The organism is Sorangium sp. So ce176 (assembly GCF_051519835.1).
In the GTDB taxonomy this organism is placed as follows: Bacteria; Myxococcota_A; Polyangia; order Polyangiales; family Polyangiaceae; genus Sorangium; species Sorangium cellulosum_G.
Genome location: NZ_CP150371.1, coordinates 10,418,071 through 10,435,989 on the forward strand (window position 1 = coordinate 10,418,071; position 17,919 = coordinate 10,435,989).

Annotated in this window: 9 protein-coding genes; 3 read left to right on the forward strand and 6 right to left on the reverse strand. The window is 73.5% G+C overall.

Annotation, left to right across the window (positions count from 1 at the left end; all coding sequences use genetic code 11):
- Window positions 1-258: 258 nt before the first annotated feature.
- Window positions 259-1,803, reverse strand: coding sequence for a hypothetical protein (locus WMF42_RS39395; protein ID WP_437688271.1), 1,545 nt, complete (start codon window positions 1,801-1,803; stop codon window positions 259-261).
- A 523-nt stretch (window positions 1,804-2,326) separates the two neighbouring features.
- Between WMF42_RS39395 and WMF42_RS39400 the strand changes: the two genes are divergently transcribed.
- The gene (locus tag WMF42_RS39400; protein ID WP_437688272.1) at window positions 2,327-5,569 is read left to right on the forward strand and encodes a DNA translocase FtsK 4TM domain-containing protein; all 3,243 of its coding nucleotides are present in this window, start codon (window positions 2,327-2,329) and stop codon (window positions 5,567-5,569) included.
- A 747-nt stretch (window positions 5,570-6,316) separates the two neighbouring features.
- Window positions 6,317-10,429, forward strand: a complete 4,113-nt coding sequence (locus tag WMF42_RS39405) for a hypothetical protein (protein WP_437688273.1) — start codon at window positions 6,317-6,319, stop codon at window positions 10,427-10,429.
- 67 nt (window positions 10,430-10,496) lie between these two features.
- Here the strand turns inward: WMF42_RS39405 and WMF42_RS39410 are convergent, their stop codons facing one another.
- From WMF42_RS39410 to WMF42_RS39425, 4 genes are all read right to left on the reverse strand, one after another.
- The gene (locus WMF42_RS39410) at window positions 10,497-11,213 is read right to left on the reverse strand and encodes a hypothetical protein (protein WP_081427124.1); all 717 of its coding nucleotides are present in this window, start codon (window positions 11,211-11,213) and stop codon (window positions 10,497-10,499) included.
- A 119-nt stretch (window positions 11,214-11,332) separates the two neighbouring features.
- The gene (locus tag WMF42_RS39415; protein ID WP_061613324.1) at window positions 11,333-12,289 is read right to left on the reverse strand and encodes a hypothetical protein; all 957 of its coding nucleotides are present in this window, start codon (window positions 12,287-12,289) and stop codon (window positions 11,333-11,335) included.
- A gap of 91 nt (window positions 12,290-12,380) precedes the next feature.
- On the reverse strand, window positions 12,381-13,487 hold the full coding sequence (locus tag WMF42_RS39420; RefSeq protein ID WP_061613323.1) for a M50 family metallopeptidase: 1,107 nt from the start codon (window positions 13,485-13,487) through the stop codon (window positions 12,381-12,383).
- Between the two features lie 191 nt (window positions 13,488-13,678).
- Complete coding sequence (locus tag WMF42_RS39425; protein ID WP_081427123.1) at window positions 13,679-14,242, reverse strand: hypothetical protein; 564 nt, start codon at window positions 14,240-14,242, stop codon at window positions 13,679-13,681.
- Window positions 14,243-14,598: 356 nt separating this feature from the next.
- On the opposite strand from WMF42_RS39425, the gene WMF42_RS39430 reads away from it, so the two are divergent.
- On the forward strand, window positions 14,599-16,422 hold the full coding sequence (locus tag WMF42_RS39430; protein WP_437688274.1) for a right-handed parallel beta-helix repeat-containing protein: 1,824 nt from the start codon (window positions 14,599-14,601) through the stop codon (window positions 16,420-16,422).
- 113 nt (window positions 16,423-16,535) lie between these two features.
- Here WMF42_RS39430 and WMF42_RS39435 read toward each other — a convergent pair whose 3' ends face one another.
- A complete protein-coding gene (locus WMF42_RS39435; RefSeq protein ID WP_437688275.1) occupies window positions 16,536-17,612 on the reverse strand; it encodes an HAD family hydrolase in 1,077 nt (358 codons plus the stop codon).
- Between the last annotated feature and the right edge of the window lie 307 nt (window positions 17,613-17,919).

Sequence of the window (17,919 nt, forward strand, 5' to 3'; positions counted from 1 at the left end):
TGCGCTGGGAAGCCTCCTCCCGGCCTCTTCCCTGCAAGAACCTGATGGCCCTCGGCGGCGCCGATGGCGCGCTGCGACCCTGAACATGCCGTCGTGAGATCCCGTGATCACCCGCGCAGCTCGCCGCGAGACCTGCGCCCGGATCGCACGGCGATCCAGCGGCGAAGCGCGGCGCGAGAGGCGCGCGGCGCCGCGCAGGACCTCCTGGAATCGCCGCGGCGTCGCCCGGGATTCTCGCGTACTGAGCCGGCGCTCGCGTCACTTCTTCTCGCCCTCCGGCTTCCGCTCCTGCATGGCCGGCTCGATGCAGTACTGAACGAACTCGCCGACGGTCTTCACGTCCCTGAGCTCGCGCTCGTTCGACCCCTCTTTCGGCACCTCGCACGCCCACTTGCAGTCCGGGTCTGCATCGCAGACCGGCGCGCGCGTTGTGTCGCCCTCGAGCGGCTTGACCGCCTCGATGTCGGCGGCGGTGCCGAAGGTGAAGTAGTACGCGATGGCGCTCGTCCGCGCCGGCGCCGGCCCCGCGGCGAAGTGCTTCTTCAGGGCCTCGAGGGGCGAGCCCTCCTTCAGGTCGCCGAACGCCGCGCCGTACGTGAGCGCCTCGGGCATGGCGAACCCCTTGCTGTCGGGGAGCCTGCTCATGAACTCGTCGATGTGCTTCACCGTCGACATCTTCAGGATGGTCGCGGCGGCGGCGCGGCGGATCTTCCACTTGTCGGTCTTGAAGAGGCCGTAGAGCTTCTCGACGACGAGCTCACGCGGCATCTCGCCGACGCGGCGGAAGGCCTGGTCGAGCACCACGTCGGGCGCGTCGGCGGTCGCGATCTCGAGGATGCGCTGGATGTCGCTCGGGTTGTTGCGATCGAGCCGGCCCTCGAGGGCGGCGAGCGCGGCCTGGCGGCGCTTCTCGGGCTGCTGTGTGTCCGCCGCGAAGGCGAGGAGGAAGTCCACCGACGGCCGGCCGCCGAGCTTCTTCATCGAGCCGAAGACCCGGAAGAGCTCCTCCTCCTGGTACTGCGCGAGCTGCGCCTCGAACTGCTTCTCGGTGGGCGTGAGCTTCGACGCGGCGTTCGCCGCCTGGAGATCGGGCTTCTTGACGTTGACCCAGTCGCTCGAGGTGACGAACTTCGCGATGGCGACCAGGTTCGCCGAGGCGGCCTCCTTGGCCTGCGGGTCGCCGTACTCGGCCACGAGCGACGCCATCTGGTCGAGCCGCTTCGCCTCGCGCGTCATGAGCTTGGGCAGGCCGGCCACCGCGGGGGGGCCGATGAAGCGCAGGAGCTGCTCCATCCCGTACGCCTGGGAGCGGTCCTCGAGCCGGTGCTCGAAGTCCGCCATGGCCCAGTCGATGAGGGCGGCCTTGAGCCCCTCCTTCAGCCCCTCATCCGCGATGATCACGGTCCGGTCGGACGTGAGCATCGCGTACGCGGCGTCCTTGTAGGGGAACGAGGTGTCCGGCGGGACCGGCTGCCCGGGCTGCGCGACGGGCGGCGGCTTTCTGAGCTCGGCGATGATCGTCGGCACGAGCGCCGCGACGATGGGCTGCCGGGCCTCGGGCGCCATGGTCGCGAGGGTCTCGACCATGATGCCGATGCCCACGCGCCGGCCCTGCCGCGGCTTCATGCGGATGAGCGAGGTGGCCGCCTCGACGCGGAGCGAGTTGTCGTACTTGTCGTGAAACAAGACGGCCCTGAGCTTGTCCGGCCCGTGGGCGGTGCTCTCCCAGCGGTGGATGTCGTTCTCGTTGACGCGACACCCGCTGGTGGCGAGCCCCATGCCGGCGGTGGCGAGGCACAGCAAAAGAAGGCCCGCAGCGCCAGCGCGCCGCCCTGCTCGTTCGACAGTTTCCATGCACGTCCCAGGAGGGTGGGGATGGTACCGCCCGCCGCGTCCTGTTTGAAAGAATTTCAAGGCCGACGAGAAGGGAGCACGGGTGAGTTTCCGCCAGATCGGGCCTGAACTCCAGCGCGGCGTCGTCCCCTCCCCTCCATCTCGCCACCGCGCCGCGCCCTCGCCGCGCCCGCGCCCGTCACGCTCCGGAGAAGGCTGAGCCGCACCGCCGGCGAGCTCGGGCGCACGCGCCCGCACGCAAGCGCACGCAAGCGCGCGGAGGTACGCGAACGCGCCCGTCTGTTCCGCCCTTGCCCGATTCTTACCAGCCCTGCCAGACTTCTTGCCCCCGTGGCGGAGTACGCATATGTGAGTAAAGTAGGTTTAGGTAGGTATGAACGTCCCCTTGTTCGCTCCTCGCCGTGCCCAGCCTGCCGCCGGCCCTGGTGAGCCCTTGCGGTCCGGGGCACGTGGCGCCGCACGGACCAGTCCGGTGGGGGTCGCGGGTCCTGCGGCGCCGCGGGGGCATAGCTACGCCCGGGATGCGGCGGCGCTGGTCCTGCTGGTGTCGGCGCTGTACAGCGCGCTGGCGCTCGCCTCGTTTCGCGCGGATCCGCTGCGCCCGGAGCTCGTGGGCGAGGACTGGGTCGGGCCCGTGGGGGCGGCGCTCGCGGGCGCGTCGGTCGAGGCGGTCGGCGTCATCGCGTGGTTCGTCCCGCTCGAGCTGGCGCTGCTCGCGATGCCGCTGCTCGGGGCGAAGCGCTCGATCGCGAGCCTGTTCCGGCTGAGCGGCGACATCGTTGTGGTCGTGGTGCTCGCGGCGCTCTCGCACGTCGCGTTCCCGCGGGCGGTCGCGTTCGGCGCGATGCCGCTCGGCGGGGCCGTGGGGGAGCTGTTCGGGGAGGTGCTGCGCGCGCTCTTCTCGAACATCGGGTCGTACATCATCGGGCTCACCATCGTCGCGCTGATCCTGATGGGCCGCGCGACGTTCTCGTTCATCGAGCTCGCGCATCGGGCCGAGCAGCTCGCTGTCGCGATCGCGGCGCGCGTCGCCGGCTGGGCGCGCGCGCTCTTCGGGGCGTGGGCCGCGGCGCGCGACATGGAGCGGCGGGCGGCGGGCGCGGAGCAGGAGGCGCCGCCGATCATCGCGCGCAACTCGAGCCCCGACGCGATCATCGCCGCGCTGGCCGACGACGCCGACGAGCCGCTCTCGGACCCCGGCGCGAGGAGCACGCCCATCGAGCCGGCCGGCGTCGAGGCGCCGGCGCTCGACCTGTGGAAGAGCGCGCCGACCGGCGCCGCCGCTCAGGAGCCGGCGGCCCCGCCGAAGCCGAAGCGCGGACGGAAGGCGCAGGTGCGCGATCCGCGCGAGGCCGCGCCCCTGACGAGCGAGGCGGCGCCGCACGGAGCCGAGCCGCGCGAGGCGGTGATCCACGGCGGCGAGGCGCACGAGGTGGTCACCCACAGCGCCGAGCCGCGCGAGGTGGTGATCCACGGCGGCGAGGCGCACGAGGTGGTCACCCACAGCGCCGAGCCGGAACCGGAAGAGGAGGCGCCGCAGAGCGATCCGCGCGAGGTCGCGCAGGACAGCCCCGCGCCGCGCGAGGTGGTGCAGCGGTTCGTCGAGCTGTTCGAGGGAGAGGAGCGCGGAGGAGCGCAGCGCGCCGTCGAGCCGCGCGAACGAGCGCAGCGCGCCGTCGAGCCGCGCGACGGCGGACCGCGCCGCGCTGGGCGGCGCCGCGCCGCGGCCGTCGCAGCGCCGCGCGTCGACGCGGCCCTGGGGGACGACGACGAGTCGCCCTTCGCGGGCGAGGCGCACCTCTTCGAGAGGGAGGAGCAGCTCGATGAGGACGACGCGGTCGAGCCCGCGGAGCTCGACGCGGCGGACGAGGAGAGCGTGGCCGCGTTCGCAGAGCCGGAAGCGCTCGACGTGCCCACGCCGTCGCCCATCCTGCCCGTGCGCGAGCTGCCGGCGCGGCAGCCCGACGCCAGGGTGGCCCACCGTGACCTGCCCGTCCGCGGGCCGCGCGACCTGCCCGCGCACGAGGCGCGTGACCTGCCTGCACGCGAGCCGGATGCCCGGGTGGCCCACCGCGAGCCTCCGCCGGCCGGCGGCCCCGAGCGATCTCAGGGCGCCGCGCCGCGCGCGCCCACGATCGTCGACACGAGCCGCGAGCTCGTCAGCGAGAAGCCGGCCGTGGTCAAGGTCGTCCCGGCCACGGGGGCGGGCTTCCGCCTGCCGATGACCGACATGCTCGACGCGGCCGCGGGCGGGCGCATCCAGCTCGACGCGGATCAGCTCAAGGCGACCGCGCAGCTCCTCGAGAAGACGCTCGCCGACTACGGCGTCAGCGGCAAGGTCGAGGAGATCCACCCGGGGCCGACCGTGACGACGTTCGAGGTCTCCCCCGCCGCCGGCACCAAGGTCTCGAAGGTGGCGGGCCTCGCGGACGACCTCGCGCTCGGCCTCTCGCGCAAGGTCCGCATCGTCGCCCCCATCCCCGGGAAGAACCGGATCGGCTTCGAGATCCCGAACGAGCATCGCCTGCCCGTCAACCTGCGCGAGCTCGTCGAGGACCGCCGCTTCGTCGAGATGAAGGCGCCGCTGCCGTGCGTGCTCGGGCGCGACATCATCGGCACGCCGTACTTCGCCGACCTCGCGTCGATGCCGCACGTGATCGTCGCGGGCGCGACCGGCGCGGGCAAGAGCGTCGGCCTCAACGTGATGCTGGTGAGCCTGCTCTTCCGCAAGACGCCGGAGGAGCTCAGGCTCCTGATGATCGACCCCAAGGTCGTCGAGCTCGCGCCCTTCGACCGCATCCCGCACCTGCTCCTGCCGGTCGTGACCGACATGAAGCAGGCGGCGAACGCGCTGAAGTGGGCGGTCGACGAGATGGAGCGGCGGTACCAGCTCTTCGCGAACGCGGGGACGAAGAACATCACGACCTACAACGCCTGGGTCGAGCGCGTGCAGCGGGGCGAGGCGCGCCCGCCGAAGCCGCCCGCCAAGGTGAGCGCGATCGGGGCCGACGGGCTCGAGGTGGAGATCGACGCGGCGAAGGACGGGTCGGACGCGGCGCTGCCGGAGAAGATCCCGTTCATCGTGATCGTCGTCGACGAGTTCGCCGACCTGATGATGCAGCAGGGCAAGGACGTGGAGGCGAGCGTGGCCCGGCTCGCGCAGAAGGCGCGCGCCGCCGGCATGCACGTGATCCTCGCGACGCAGCGGCCGAGCGTCGACGTGATCACCGGCATGATCAAGGCGAACTTCCCCACGCGCATCGCCTTCCGGGTCGCGCAGAAGGTGGACAGCCGCACGATCCTCGACGAGCAGGGCGCCGAGCACCTGCTCGGCCGCGGCGACATGCTGATCAAGATGAACGGCTCCAACGACACGCGCCGCGTGCAGTGCCCGTTCTGCTCCGAGGAGGAGGTCCAGAAGATCACCGACTTCCTCCGGCTCCAGGGGGAGCCGGTCTACGACGAGGCGATCCTCCGGCCCCGCGACGAGGAGGGCGAGGAGCCCGACACCGCCGACGCGGAGGCCGATCCCATGTACGACGCCGCGGTGCGGATCGTGGCCGACACCCGGCGCTGCTCGACCTCCTGGCTCCAGCGCAAGCTCGGCGTCGGCTACAACCGCGCCGCCAAGCTGGTCGAGGCAATGGAGAAGCGCGGGCTCGTCGGGCCGGCCAACGGCGCCAAGGATCGCGAGGTGCTCATCGCGCCGATCTGATCCTCACGGGATCTGTCTTGACGCCGCGCCGCAGCGCGTGTTGGCACGCGGTCGACCCGGGCGAGCAGGCCGAGACGGATGTTGAGGAGAGCACAGCCCCGGCGTCCCCGCCGCCGGGGCGGCGCGCTAGCATGGCGGTTGTTTTGACTTTCCCGTTCGAATGCTTCATGGAGCACGCAGGATGGCGCCTGAGGAAACGCGCACGCGTCTGATCGCTCAGATCGCGAGCCTCCTGAAAGAGGGAACGATGCCCGCGGACGCCCGCGCAGCGGGGCTGACGCTCATCGGCTGGCTCGCGAGGCGCATGCCCGGAGAGGCGGCGTCGCGAGACGGTGTCGACGAGATGTGCCGCCGCGCCGCGGTCCTGGGCTGCCGGCCGCGGCGCATGGGCGGGCGGCGGTCCACCTGATCGGGCGGCGCTGATCGGGCGCCGCGGGAGAGCCGCCTTGTCGACGCGCCGGCCAGCGCTCCGCGGCGCGCGAGGCGGTCGCCCTGCTCCCCGGAGCCTCCCGCCCGATGCGCGGCCGCGACGGGCGGCGGGCCCCGGCGGCCGTACACGGTGGCGCGACGGCCGGAAGCCGACCTCCGTGCCGTAATTTGTACGTGCCGTATCCAGCGCGGCTAAGCTCCTGGTGGCGCGGTATCCCGCGCCGTGAGGCTCGCGCGACGCTCGAACAGGGACGTCGGCTCGCCAAGGTACGATGGGGTCAACGGCCGCTGTTGGGCCTGTGATAGGTGGTGTTGCTCATGGCGAACCGCGTGGTCGCCCTCCCCGAACCGCACCCGAATGACGATGAAGATGTCGTGTGGGGGATCTCCACGGCCAGCGCGCTGTGGGCGCGAGGCGAGCGACGTGACGCCATCGTGTGGCTGCGGCGCGCGGCCGACGCGGCCGGGGCCGCGGGGCAGACGTTCCGCGCCTCGGAGCTCGGGCTCTGCGCGACCGCGCTCGAGGAGGTGATGGCCTCGGAGGTCGGTCAGCCGAGCGATCCCGACCTCCTGGAGACGATCGACGAGGACGACGAGCTGACCCTGACGTCCGACGACACCGAGACCGACGACGAAGGCCCGCCCTCCGACGAGCAGACATGGCGCCGCCGCCGCTCGCTCACCGAGGAGCTGCGCGCCTCGATGCCCTCGATCGAGATCGACATGTTCGAGCCGCTCTCGGAGCCGGAGCTGGCCGCCGAGTCGGAGCGCCTGCCGCCGCCGCTGTCACGGCCGTCGCCGGTGATCCACCCGGCCGCAGACGACGCCCCCGGCCCCGCGGCCCGACCGATCGCGCCGTATGCCCCGGGGCTTCCCGGCGTCGCGCAGGGCAGCGCCCCGCAGCCCCCGCCGCAACGAAGGACGCAGCAGCCTCCGGGCGCCCCCTTCCCGCAGGCCGCGCCGCCCGTTCAGCCGCCGCCGCCCATCGCGCCGGCGGCGCAGGCTGTCGCGCCGCCCTTCGCGCCGGCGGCGCAGGCTGTCGCGCCGCGCTCGCAGCCGCCCGCAGCTGCGTACCCGCAGCGGCTCGACCCCCCTCACGCCCAGCCCCCGGCGCCGGTCGCGCCGTCCGCACCGCCGCCAGGGGTGACCACCCTCCAGGGCAGCGCGCTCTATCAGAGCCAGCCGCCGCCGGCGCCTCCGCTCACCGCAACGCAGGCTGCGAGCGCGATCCCGCCGCCGCCTCCACTGCCCGGGGCTCCGTCGTACAGGCCGCAGGTGGCCGCCGACCCGGCGTGGCACGCCGCGCAGTCGAAGCCGCAGAGCGCGCCGCCGCCGCCCCCTGCCCCGCCGCCTCCGGCCCCGCCGCGCGCCGCATCGCTGCGGCCGTCGTCGGCTCCGCCTCGCCTTTCCCCTACGTCTGTGCCGCCATTGCCGTCCCTCGGGGCTCCGCCGGCGCCGTCCTTCGGGCCTCCGCCGGCGCCGTCCTTCGGGCCTCCGCCGGCGCCGTCCCATCCGCCGTCTCCTGGGGTGCTGCCCGCGCCGCCGCATCCGCCGTCCTTCGGACCTCCGCCGGCGCCGGCTCATCCGCCGAGCTTCGCGCCACCGCGCCCGCAGCCGCCGCCGGTGCCGCATGCGCAGGCGCCGCATCCGCCGAGCTTCGCGCCGCCGCGCTCGCAGCCGCCGCCTCCACCCGCCGCGCCGGCAACCGCGGCGGCGCCGCCCGTCGCACCGCCGCCCCCGCAAGCGCTGCCCCCGCCGGTCGCGCCGCCGCCCTCGACGCTCGCATACGCTGCACCGCTGCCGCCACCGGTCGCGCCGCATGCGCAGGCGCTGCCCCCGCCGGTCGCGCCGCATGCGCAGGCGCTGCCCCCGCCGGTCGCGCCGCATGCGCAGGCGCTGCCCCGGCCGGTCGTGCCGCCGCCGCCCTCGACGCTCGCGTCCGCTGCATCGCCATTGCCGCCGCCGGGCGCGCCGCCGCATCCGCATCCGCAGGCGCTGCCGCCGCCGGGCGCGCCGCCGCATCCGCAGGCGCTGCCGCCGCCGGCACCACCTCCACCCCACACCCTTGCGTCGGCATCGCGACCGCCTGCTGCACCCCTCGCGCCGCCGCTCTCCGCGCCGCCAGCGCCTCCAGCGCCGCCGCTGGCCTTGTCGGCGTCCGTCGCGCCGCCTGCCTCGGCGCCACTCGCCCCGTCGACCTCCGCGGCGCCGCCTCCTCGACCTGCCGCGCCGGCGTCCGTCGCGCCGCCTCCGCCGCCCGCGCTTGCAGCGCCGCCGTCCCCGCCGGTGCCCGCTGCACCGCAATCCCCCTCGCCTGCTGCGCCGCCTCCTGCGCCGCCCGCAGCACCACCGCCGCCCACGGCGCCTCCGCCTGTCGCTGCGCCGGCTCTTTCGGCCCCTGAGGCGCCGGCCGTGTCGGCTCCCGTTGCGCTGCCTCCTCCGTCGCCCGCAGCACCGCCGTCTCCGGCCGCGACCGGCGCGCCGTCGTCACCGCCGCCCGCCGCGCCTCTGCCCTCGATCGCGTCGGCGCCGCCGCAGAGCCCGAGCCCTGCGACGCGCACCGACGATCGCGCGGCAGACGACGACGTCGGCGAGATCCTCGTCGAGGCTCAGGCCCCGCCTCCCGCCGCGACCCGCCCCAGCCCGGCCGCACCGGCGGGGACGGCCATGGCGAGGCGGAAGCCGCGCGAGCCGATCCTCGACCCCTGGTCCGATGACGCCGAGGTGGCCGCGCCACCTCGGCCACCGCAGGAGACCATCTCGCCGAGCGGCGACACGTACCTCGTGGCCCGCCGGCCTCCCTCGACGCCGCACGAGGGCGACGAAGACGAGGTCATCACCTCGGCGGCGCCGCTCGATCTGACGCTCAAGCGAAAGCCGATCTCCGCGCGACCTCCCGCGCCTCCGGCGCCGGCAGCCCGCCTCCGGCCAGCGACCCCCGCTGGAAGCGAGCCGCCCGGACACATCGGGGCGTCGGCAGACAGCATCCCCCCGAAGGGCGCCGTCGTGTCCTCGATCCGCGACGAGCCGATCGAGCCTCCTGCGACCGCAGGAGCGTCGGATCCGGCGTCGACGCCCGAGGGAACCGTCGTGATCGAGCTCTCCGATCACGACCTCGACGCGCAGCCGCCGTCGGTGCGCGACGACGCCGCGCCGGCACCCCAGGCGGCGGTGCAGGACGGCGACCTGCAGGCGAAAGCCGACTCCGCCCACGGCAAGCCCGTCTCCGACGGCGCGGAGGCCCCGGCGCAGCCCCCGCGCGAGCTCGGTAAGGCGGTCGCCGAGCCCGCGCCGGAAGAAGAGCTACTCGACGAGGCGGACCTCGCGCTCGACGAGACGCCCGCGATCCAGGCCCCCGTGGCCAAGGCCCCTGCGGCCGAGCCGCTGCCTCCGCGCCCGGCATCGGCCCGCGCGCCGGCGGCGGGCGATGCGCGTCCCGGGACGGCCGCGACGCCGCCCGAGGTGCTCGCGGCGGAGCTGCCTGGACCGGACGCAGGCGACGCCGTTGACCTCGCCGCGATGGAGCTCGACCTGCCGCCCGAAGCGCCACCGGCGGAGGGAGCGATCGCGGCGCTCGACATCACCCCGGGGATCGCGGCGGATCTACCGCAGCGCGATGGCGCCGGTGCCGCGCCCGTCGCCAGCGCCGCGCCGGCCGCCGCCATCACCGGCGGCGACATCGAGCAGATCGAGGCGTTCGCCGACCTGCCCGAGGAGATGCACGACGAGCTCGCGCGCGCGGCGCTGGTGGACGACCTCGCGCCCGACGAGGAGCTCGCCGTCCACGGGGCGGCGCTGGTGCTGAGCGGGAGCGCGGCCGTGTGCGCGAGCATCGTCGACATGCCGGCCGAGCGCCCCGCCATCATGGCGCTCGTGCCGTCGCGCGGCACGCTCGAGGACGGGATCCCGCTGCGCGTCGTCGCCGGCGCAGGCGGCGCGCGGGTGGCGATCTGGGACCAGGCGACCATCGACAACGCGCTCCGCTCCTGCCCCTGGGTCGTCGACGAGCTGCGCACCGTCGCAGACCGGATCCAGTCGCTCGCTGGCGCCACGATGGGGCCGCTCGGAGAGCTCGAGGAGTCGCTGCTCCGCCGGGTCCTGGGCCGGCTCCGCGTGCGCGGCCTCGTGCCCGGCGAGCAGCTCGTCCACGCCGGCAATCCCATGCCAGGGCTCGTCATCATCGGCGCCGGCGCGCTGGAGCTGGTCGACGAGCGCTCGCACGAGACCATCGGCGCCGCGCGGCCCGGTGAGCTCCTGTTCGCCTCCGAGCTACTCGGAGGCCAGCCGGCGCCGTCGATCGCGCGCGCGGCCGGAGGCGGCGCGCTCTTGCTCATCGCCGACCACCCCGTGCTGCGCGAGCTGTTCGAGAGCACGCCGGAGCTGCTCTCCATCCTCGCGCAGTCCGTCTCGCTGGGCGCTCAGCGCGGCTGAAGGCCCTGGCGGCTCGAGCCTCGCGCCGCTGATCCCGCCGCAGGCTCGGCCGGTCCCCCCGGGCCGGTCAGCGGCCCGCCACGGGGCGCAGCGGCCGCGCGGCCTCCTGCTCCAGCTCGACCGGCTCGGCGGGCTCCTCGTCCTCCGTGAGCTGCCAGACGAGCTCGCTGTTGCCCTGCGCTCCGGCGAAGCGGAGCCCGAACCACTTGGCGGCGGGCGAGATCGTCAGCCTCCCCTCCGCTGTCGCGCGCGGGAAGCGGATGCGGAACGCCTGCCGCCACACCGTGTTGTACGGGAAGTAGGTCCGCTCGAGCGCGTTCGGCTTCTTGATCGCGATGATCTCCTCGGGCGCCGTCTCGTTGCCTGTGTCGTCGATCAGCCGGACGATCCACGCGCTGTTCGGCGTCGAGAGGTCGTTGTACTTGCGCTCGCCCCCGAAGATCGCGACGAAGAACTGGTGATGGTGGCGCGTCTCCTCGAGCGTCTTCTCGAGGAGCTTCTGCCGCTGCTCGATCGTGAGCCGGTAGTCCTGCGCGTAGCGGGCGACGTAGGCCCAGCGGAAGTCCCACGACTCGAACGTGGCGGTGGCCGTGAGGAAGTTGTCGAGCTCCGAGAGCGCGAACAGGTGCTCCGTGCGCGTCCAGGCGCGGAGCACGTTCTCGTAGTCCGTCGCCACGTACTCGCGGGGTCCCTCATTGAGGCTCACGAGCTGGGTCGCGCAGCCGGTCGCCCCGAGGAGCGCCGCGAGAACCAGACCGCGCCGGAGCCATGCTGCTTTGACCACGCGCCCAGGGTACCCAGCAGCCGCGCTGGATGCACGCACTCGAACGAGCCCCCCGCACCTTCGGCCGCGTCGCGCCGCCGCGCCCCGCCGGGAGCGCCCGCGGGAGGCGCGCCCCTCTCTCACGGGTACGCCGGAGGATCGTCGGTCGGGAAGGCGAACCCGACGCTGAGCCGCGCGGCGTAGTACGAGGCCACGTCGCCGCGCAGCGGGGTCGCGATCGGCAGCAGCACGCTGAGCGCCGGCTGCACGTTCGCCAGGATGAAGCGGACGCTCGGCGAGATCGCGAACGTCGCGCGCCTGTCGTCCGGGAGGCCCTCCGTGAGCTGGTAGACCTCCCACATCTCGAGCCCCACCCCGACCGGCCGCGCGATCCGGTAGCCGAAGTAGAACGCGGTGTGCGCCCGGATGTCGGTGCGCCGCTCGCCGGACCTGAGGCCGCGCACGACCAGCGACCAGTCGAGGCCCTGCCGGAGCTGGAAGATGAACGGCCCCGTGATGTGCCGCATGTCGAACCAGGGGCGGAACGTCAGCGTGAGATCCCGGAAGCGCGTCTCGTCCCACGGCCGCACCACACGCGCGGTCCGCAGCACCTCGGCCTCGTGGGGCGAGACGTCGCGCGGGACCGGGATCACGACGCCGAAGCCGCCGCCCGAGGAGAGCCCGCGCGCGCTCGACCAGACGCCCCGCCCGTAGAGCTCGGGGCTCCCGAGCACGATCGACCGCGCGACCCCCGGGACGCTCGCGGCGGCGCTGTCGTGCACCGCGCCGACGAACCATTTCCGGGGGACGAGCGGCATCTCCATCTCGCCGTGCGAGTACCAGGCGAAGGCGGTCCTGCCGCTCGCCCGGCTCGTCGACTCGGGCTCGATCACGGCCGCCGTGTACTCGAAGGTGAAGGTCGGATCGCGCCGCGTGAGCCCGGGGAGCGTCGGCGGCGCGGGGACGTCGAAGACGGCCTCTTCCTCGTCGTCGGACCACGCGCCCGAGCCCGGCGGCGCGGCCAGCGCGGAGGACGGCGAGCCGGCCAGCGCGAGCAGCGAGAGCGAGGCCGCCGCGCGGGCGAAGCGGCACGACATCGCGTGGGCGAGCCGCCGCGCCGGCGCGCGGGCGCGGCGCCGTGCCGACGCCGGAACCCGCGCGGGCCGCCTCGATGCCACGCGGGGAGCGCTACTTCGACCCGAGGCCGAAGTCGTTCGCCGTGACGTAGAGCATCAGCCCGAGCAGCATGACCACGCCGACCAGGTGGATGTGCGCCTCGATGCGGGCGTTCGGCCGGCGCCGCGTGGCGGCCTCGTAGAACAGGAACATCAGGCGGCCGCCGTCCAGGGCCGGGAACGGGATCAGGTTGAACGCGCCGAGGTAGGCCGAGAGCAGGCCGAGCCACTCGAGCCCCTCGGCCCAGCCGCGCTTGGCCGCGTATGCCGTCTCCTCGATCATCCGCTTCGGACCCCCGAGCTCCCCGTCGACCTTGCCCGTCAGGTACTGGCCGAGCCCGACCACCAGGCTCTGCACGACCTTCGGCGGCTTCGTCACGGCGAGCACCGCGGCCTCCTTCGCTGTCACCGGCGCCGAGCGGGTCGCCCCGATGGACATCACGCCGATCTTGCCCGAGCCGTTCTCGTTCGACGGGGTGACCTTGGCCTGGACGCGCTCGCCGGCGCGCTCCACGACGATGTCGAGCGGCCGGCCAGGGCTGTGGGAGATGATCTCCGCCATCGTCTCCCAGTCCTGGACCGGGGTCCCGTCGATCTCGACGATGCGGTCGCCGTCCTTGAGGTTGGCCGCCGCCGCCGGCATCCCGGCGACGACGCCGATGTCCGTCAGGCGGTAGGGCTTGCCGCCCGTCATCAGGCTCGCGAAGAAGAGCACCGACGCGAACAGGTAGTTGGCGAGCGGACCGGCGAAGATCGCGGCGATCCGGCCCATCAGGCTCGCGTTCGCGTAGCTGCCCTTGTCCTCGGGATCGACCTCCTCGAGGGGGTTCATCCCCGCGATCTGCACGTACGCGAGGAACGGGATCATCGCGACCTGGAACACGGTGGGGCCGTGCTTCACCGGGTCGTGACGCCAGAGCCGCACGCGGACCTTGTCCGCGGCGGTCGTGAACCAGAAGTACCCGTCCTTCGGGACGACCTTGAAGAAGGTGGGACCGAAGCCGATCGAGAACTTCAGGACGCGCATGCCGTAGGCGCGCGCGGCGAAGTAGTGCCCTCCCTCGTGGACCACCATCAGCAGGGCGAGACCGAGGATGCCTACAAAGTACCAGCCGAACATCTCCGGCTAGTCTAACCAGGGCGGGCCTCCTCCGCACGTGCCCGATGGCCGTCCCGTGCGCCCGCCCCGGCGGCGATCCCGCCGCCCACGGCGGAGGCCGGCGCTCCCCCGGCGCCGGCAGCGGGGCAGCGAGACCGCAGGGCAGCGCCCGTGGCGGCTCGGTCCGGCCTGAGAAGGGACGGGGGTGGGGCTCAGCCGGTGAAGAACGACACGCCAACGCTGAAGAACGGATAGCCGATCCGCATCGTCAGCGAGATGTCGTCGTTGAAGTGGTACCGGCCGCCGACCATGGTGACGAAGTCCAGGTACACGTCGTCGTAGAACCCGTCGGTCCGGAGGACACCGCCGATATCGGCGAACGCGCTCCACTTATCGTTGAAGAAGAAGTTCCACTGCATGGTGACCGGACTCCAGATGGTGAAGTCGCGGCGGCAGTAGTTGCAGTTGGTGAAATCCAGGCCGAACGAGATGCCAACCGTGTTGTTGAGCCGCGGGATGAAGGCCGGATCGGCGAGCTCGATCGTGGCCCTGAAACCGAGGCCGAACTCCGCGTCCCCGACGCCGGCGTACCTGCCCCGGCCCCGCCGCAGGCCGTAGTCGCGGTGCAAGAAGACGAAGTTCCCGTGCGGCTCGAGCTCGGCCACGTAGTCGGGGTGGTCGTTCGGATTCTTGATGTTCGCCTGCGCTTCGGGCGCGAGCGTGAGGAGGGTGGCGCCGGCGAGAGCGACACTCACGAGCGAGGGGAGCGCTTTCATGTGCTCTACGTACCAAAGGAACGGCAGCGAAGGAAGTGAACGGCCACGTGCCGGGCTCATGAAAGCCGCCGCTGGAGGCGGTGTCGCACCCCGCGCACCCCGCGCGGCGCTCGCGGCGCTCGCGGCGCCGTGGCTTGTGGCGCTCTGCGCGGGGCGGTCCACGTGGTGCGGCGCCCTCTGGCCCGCGGCGCGCTGCGCGCGTGGCCTGCGTCACGCCGCGCGCGGGCTCTCGCCGAGGGCGAGCTCGTCTGGCTGAGGCGCGCGCTTCGATGTAAGAGGGAAACGGAGCGCAGCGCCGCATGAGCCCGCGTGGCGCGGAGGGGCGGCGTTCCCGGAGCGTCGAGAGGAGAGGTTCGATGAGCGTCATCCAGCAGGCCCGTGGTTGCGTGCGCATCGCCCCGGCGCTCGCCGCGATCGCCGCGCTCGCGTGCAGCCCCACGATCCAGGTCGCGGGCCCGCCGCCGGACGAGACGGCCCAGCCGCCGGCGCCGCAGAAGAAGACGCCCGCTCCGGCGGGGCCCCTCACGACGCCGGAGCCGCCGGCGCCCGCGCCCGTCGAGCCGTTCGTGAAGACGCAGGACTCCGACGAGTGGGTGAGCCAGACGCTGAAGCTGCAGCGGCGGTACGAGCGCGTCCTCGTCGTCGGCGCGCCGGCCCCCGCCACGATCCGCGTCGCCGCGCTCGATCTGAACGCGCGCGACGCCCTGAACGCGCGCAACGCCGCCGCCGGGCCGCAGGATCTGCCGGTCACGCGCGCCTTCGCGACGCTCCAGGAGGCCGCGGACGCGGCCCGCGGCGGCGACCTCGTCGCGGTGCTGCCGGGGACGTACGCGGGGTTCTCGATCGGCGACAAGCCGAGCGCCGGCCAGGAGAAGTACATCCACTTCAAGGCCATGGGGCGCCCGGGGGAGGTCGTGATCGACCGGGCGTGCCCCGCCGACCCGAGCTGGATGGTCTACCTGAAGGCGGCGCACCACGTGGTGCTCGAGGGCTTCAACCTCGCCGGCAGCAGCGAGCCGGGCAAGCAGAGCGCGGGCTCGCCGCGCGCGGGGATCATGGTCGACGGCGCGTTCGGCGAGACCGGCAGGCTCGCGCACCACATCGCCATCGTCGGCAACTTCTCCCATCACCATCGGACGTGGGGGTTCCACTCCACCGACAGCCACACCGTCCTCCTGCAGGACAACCTGTTCGCGCTGTCCGCGCGCGAGCACGGCGCGTACGCGTCCGACGGCTCGGACAACTACGTGGTTCGTCGCAACGTGTTCTTCGGCAACAACGCGGGCGGGTTCCAGGCGAACCTCGATCCGGAGGCGTCGCTCGAGGAGGTGATGAGGCACCCGTCGTTCCGGGGCTACCCGTCCATGCAGCCGACCCGCGCCTGGGCCGCGGGGCTGATGAAGCTCGCGACGGACAGGTTCGGCGAGCACGGGTTTCCGGACGGCCGCGGCGTCAACTTCATCATCGAGCAGAACGTGATGAACGGCAACGGGCGCATCGGCGGCGGGGCGATCAATCTGGCTGGGCTGTCGGACTCGCTGATCCAGAACAACCTCGTTTACGGCAACCTCGCCCACGGGATCGCGCAGTGGGACAACGCGAACCCGTTCGACAGGGCGTACGTGGAGCCCGGCCCGCGCTCTCCGGAGCAGGTGAGCGGCCCCGACGCGCTGCCGCTCTGGGGCTGCCGCAACAACCTCATCCGCAACAACACGGTGATCATGAACGCGAGCGGCCGGGCCGCGCTCCAGTGCGGCAACGGGAGCTGGGGTTGCCGGCTGCGGAACAACATCTTGGTGAACGACGCGGCGTCGTCGATCGAGGTGCTGAGCACGGGGATCTACCGGTTCGACGCCGGGCACAACGTGGTGACCCAGGTGAGCTACGGCGGGATGCCCGACGGGCTGAAGCGGCTCGCGGCGGCGCTGCCGGAGACGCGGGCGATCACGGGGATCACGCGCGCGCGGCTCGCGGCGGAGGTGGTGCGCGCGAGCGAGGAGCCGTGGGTGGTCCTGGAGGGGAGCTGGTGGAAGCTCAACCCGAACCGACCGGATTTCAGGCCGAAGCGGTCGTCGAAGATGCTCCTCGGGCAGGGCGACGCGCGCGAGATGCCGGCGCAGGATCTGCTCGGCAACAAGCGCAGCGGCGCGGAGCTCGGGGCGCTCTCGCCAGGGGGCTGAGCGGGATCGCGGGAGGCTGCGGCAGGGGGTCGCGGCGGGCCGCGGCGGCGCCCGGCGGGGACGGGCCGCGGCGGCGGCGCCCGGCGGGGGTACGCCCGGGGGCGCCGCGCCTGTCAGGGGTCGCCGGCGGCGGTGGCGGCGGCCGGGGCGGCGATGCCGAGCCAGCGGTGGGCGTGCTCGAGGCTGGGGAGGCAGACGTCGGCGAGCGCCTCGAAGCCGCGGCCTTCCCAGGGGCCCTCGGGGACGGCAACGACGATCATGCCGGCGGCGCGCCCGGCCGTGACGCCCGCGAGGGAGTCCTCGAGCACGGCGCAGCGGGCCGGGGGCACGCCGAGCGCGGCCGCGGCGCGGAGGAAGATGTCCGGGGCCGGCTTCGGGTGGGCGACGTCGTCGCCGGAGACGACGGCCTGGAAGCGCGGCCGGAGGTCGAAGCGCTCGAGCACGGCGGCGATGAGCCGGTGCGGCGACGACGAGGCGAGCGCCGTGGGCAGCCCCGCGAGCGCGGCCGCGGCGAGCAGCTCGGCGGCGCCGGGCTTCAGCGCGAGCCCGCCGACGGAGCCGATGAAATCGTCGACGACCGCGGCGACATCGCGCTCGTGCTCGACGGCAAACCCGAAGCGCTCGCCGGTGGCGGAGAGGGTGGCGCGCAGGCCCCCGCCGACGCAGCCGGCGTGGTGCTCCTTGGTCCAGGTGAAGCCGCGCGCGCGGCAGAAGGCCTGCACGACCTGGAGCCAGAGCGGCTCGGAGTCCACGAGGAGGCCATCCATATCGAAGATGAGCGCGGCAGGGGGCAGACCGGACATGGGCCGGGTGGGTAGCCGAGCCGGGGCGCGATGCCAACCGGCGCGGGTGGTGGGGACGCAGGCGCCGGGGCATGCGGGTGTGAGGAAAAAATCTTGCGGGGGGAATGAAGTAGGCGAACGATCGCCCGGCGTTGAAGTAACGCGGTGGAACGGGCGCGGCGTGCCCTGAAGGAGAGCGGAGATGCGCAACAGGACTTCTTCTCTTGTGTTCGTGTTCTGCGTGGCCGCGGGCGCGGCGCTTGCGGGCTGCTCGGGCGAGACGACGGAGAACCCCGGCGGGACCGGGGGGAACGGGGGAGACGGCGGCGCGGGGACGACGAGCAGCACGACGTCGAGCACCACGACCGGGGCGAGCACCACCTCGACCACGACGGCGGCCTCGACCACGACGGCAGCGTCGAGCGGATCGGGCGGCGCCGGGGACGTGTGCGATCAAGCGTGCGCGCGCGCAGCGGAGTGCGGATCGCCCATTTGCGAGCAATACGCCGTCGAGTGCTCGGACCCGCAGTACGAGTGCATCGCTGAGTGCGTCCTCGACGCGGAGGACTGTGAGAACATCAGCGCCAACAACCCGACATTTATAGCCTGCGCACTCGGATGCGAGGGTGGGGGCGCCGGCGGCGGCAACAGCGGCGGAGATTGCCGCACGTGTGCTTTCGAGAACAACTGCTTGACGAGCTGCCTGCTCAATCCG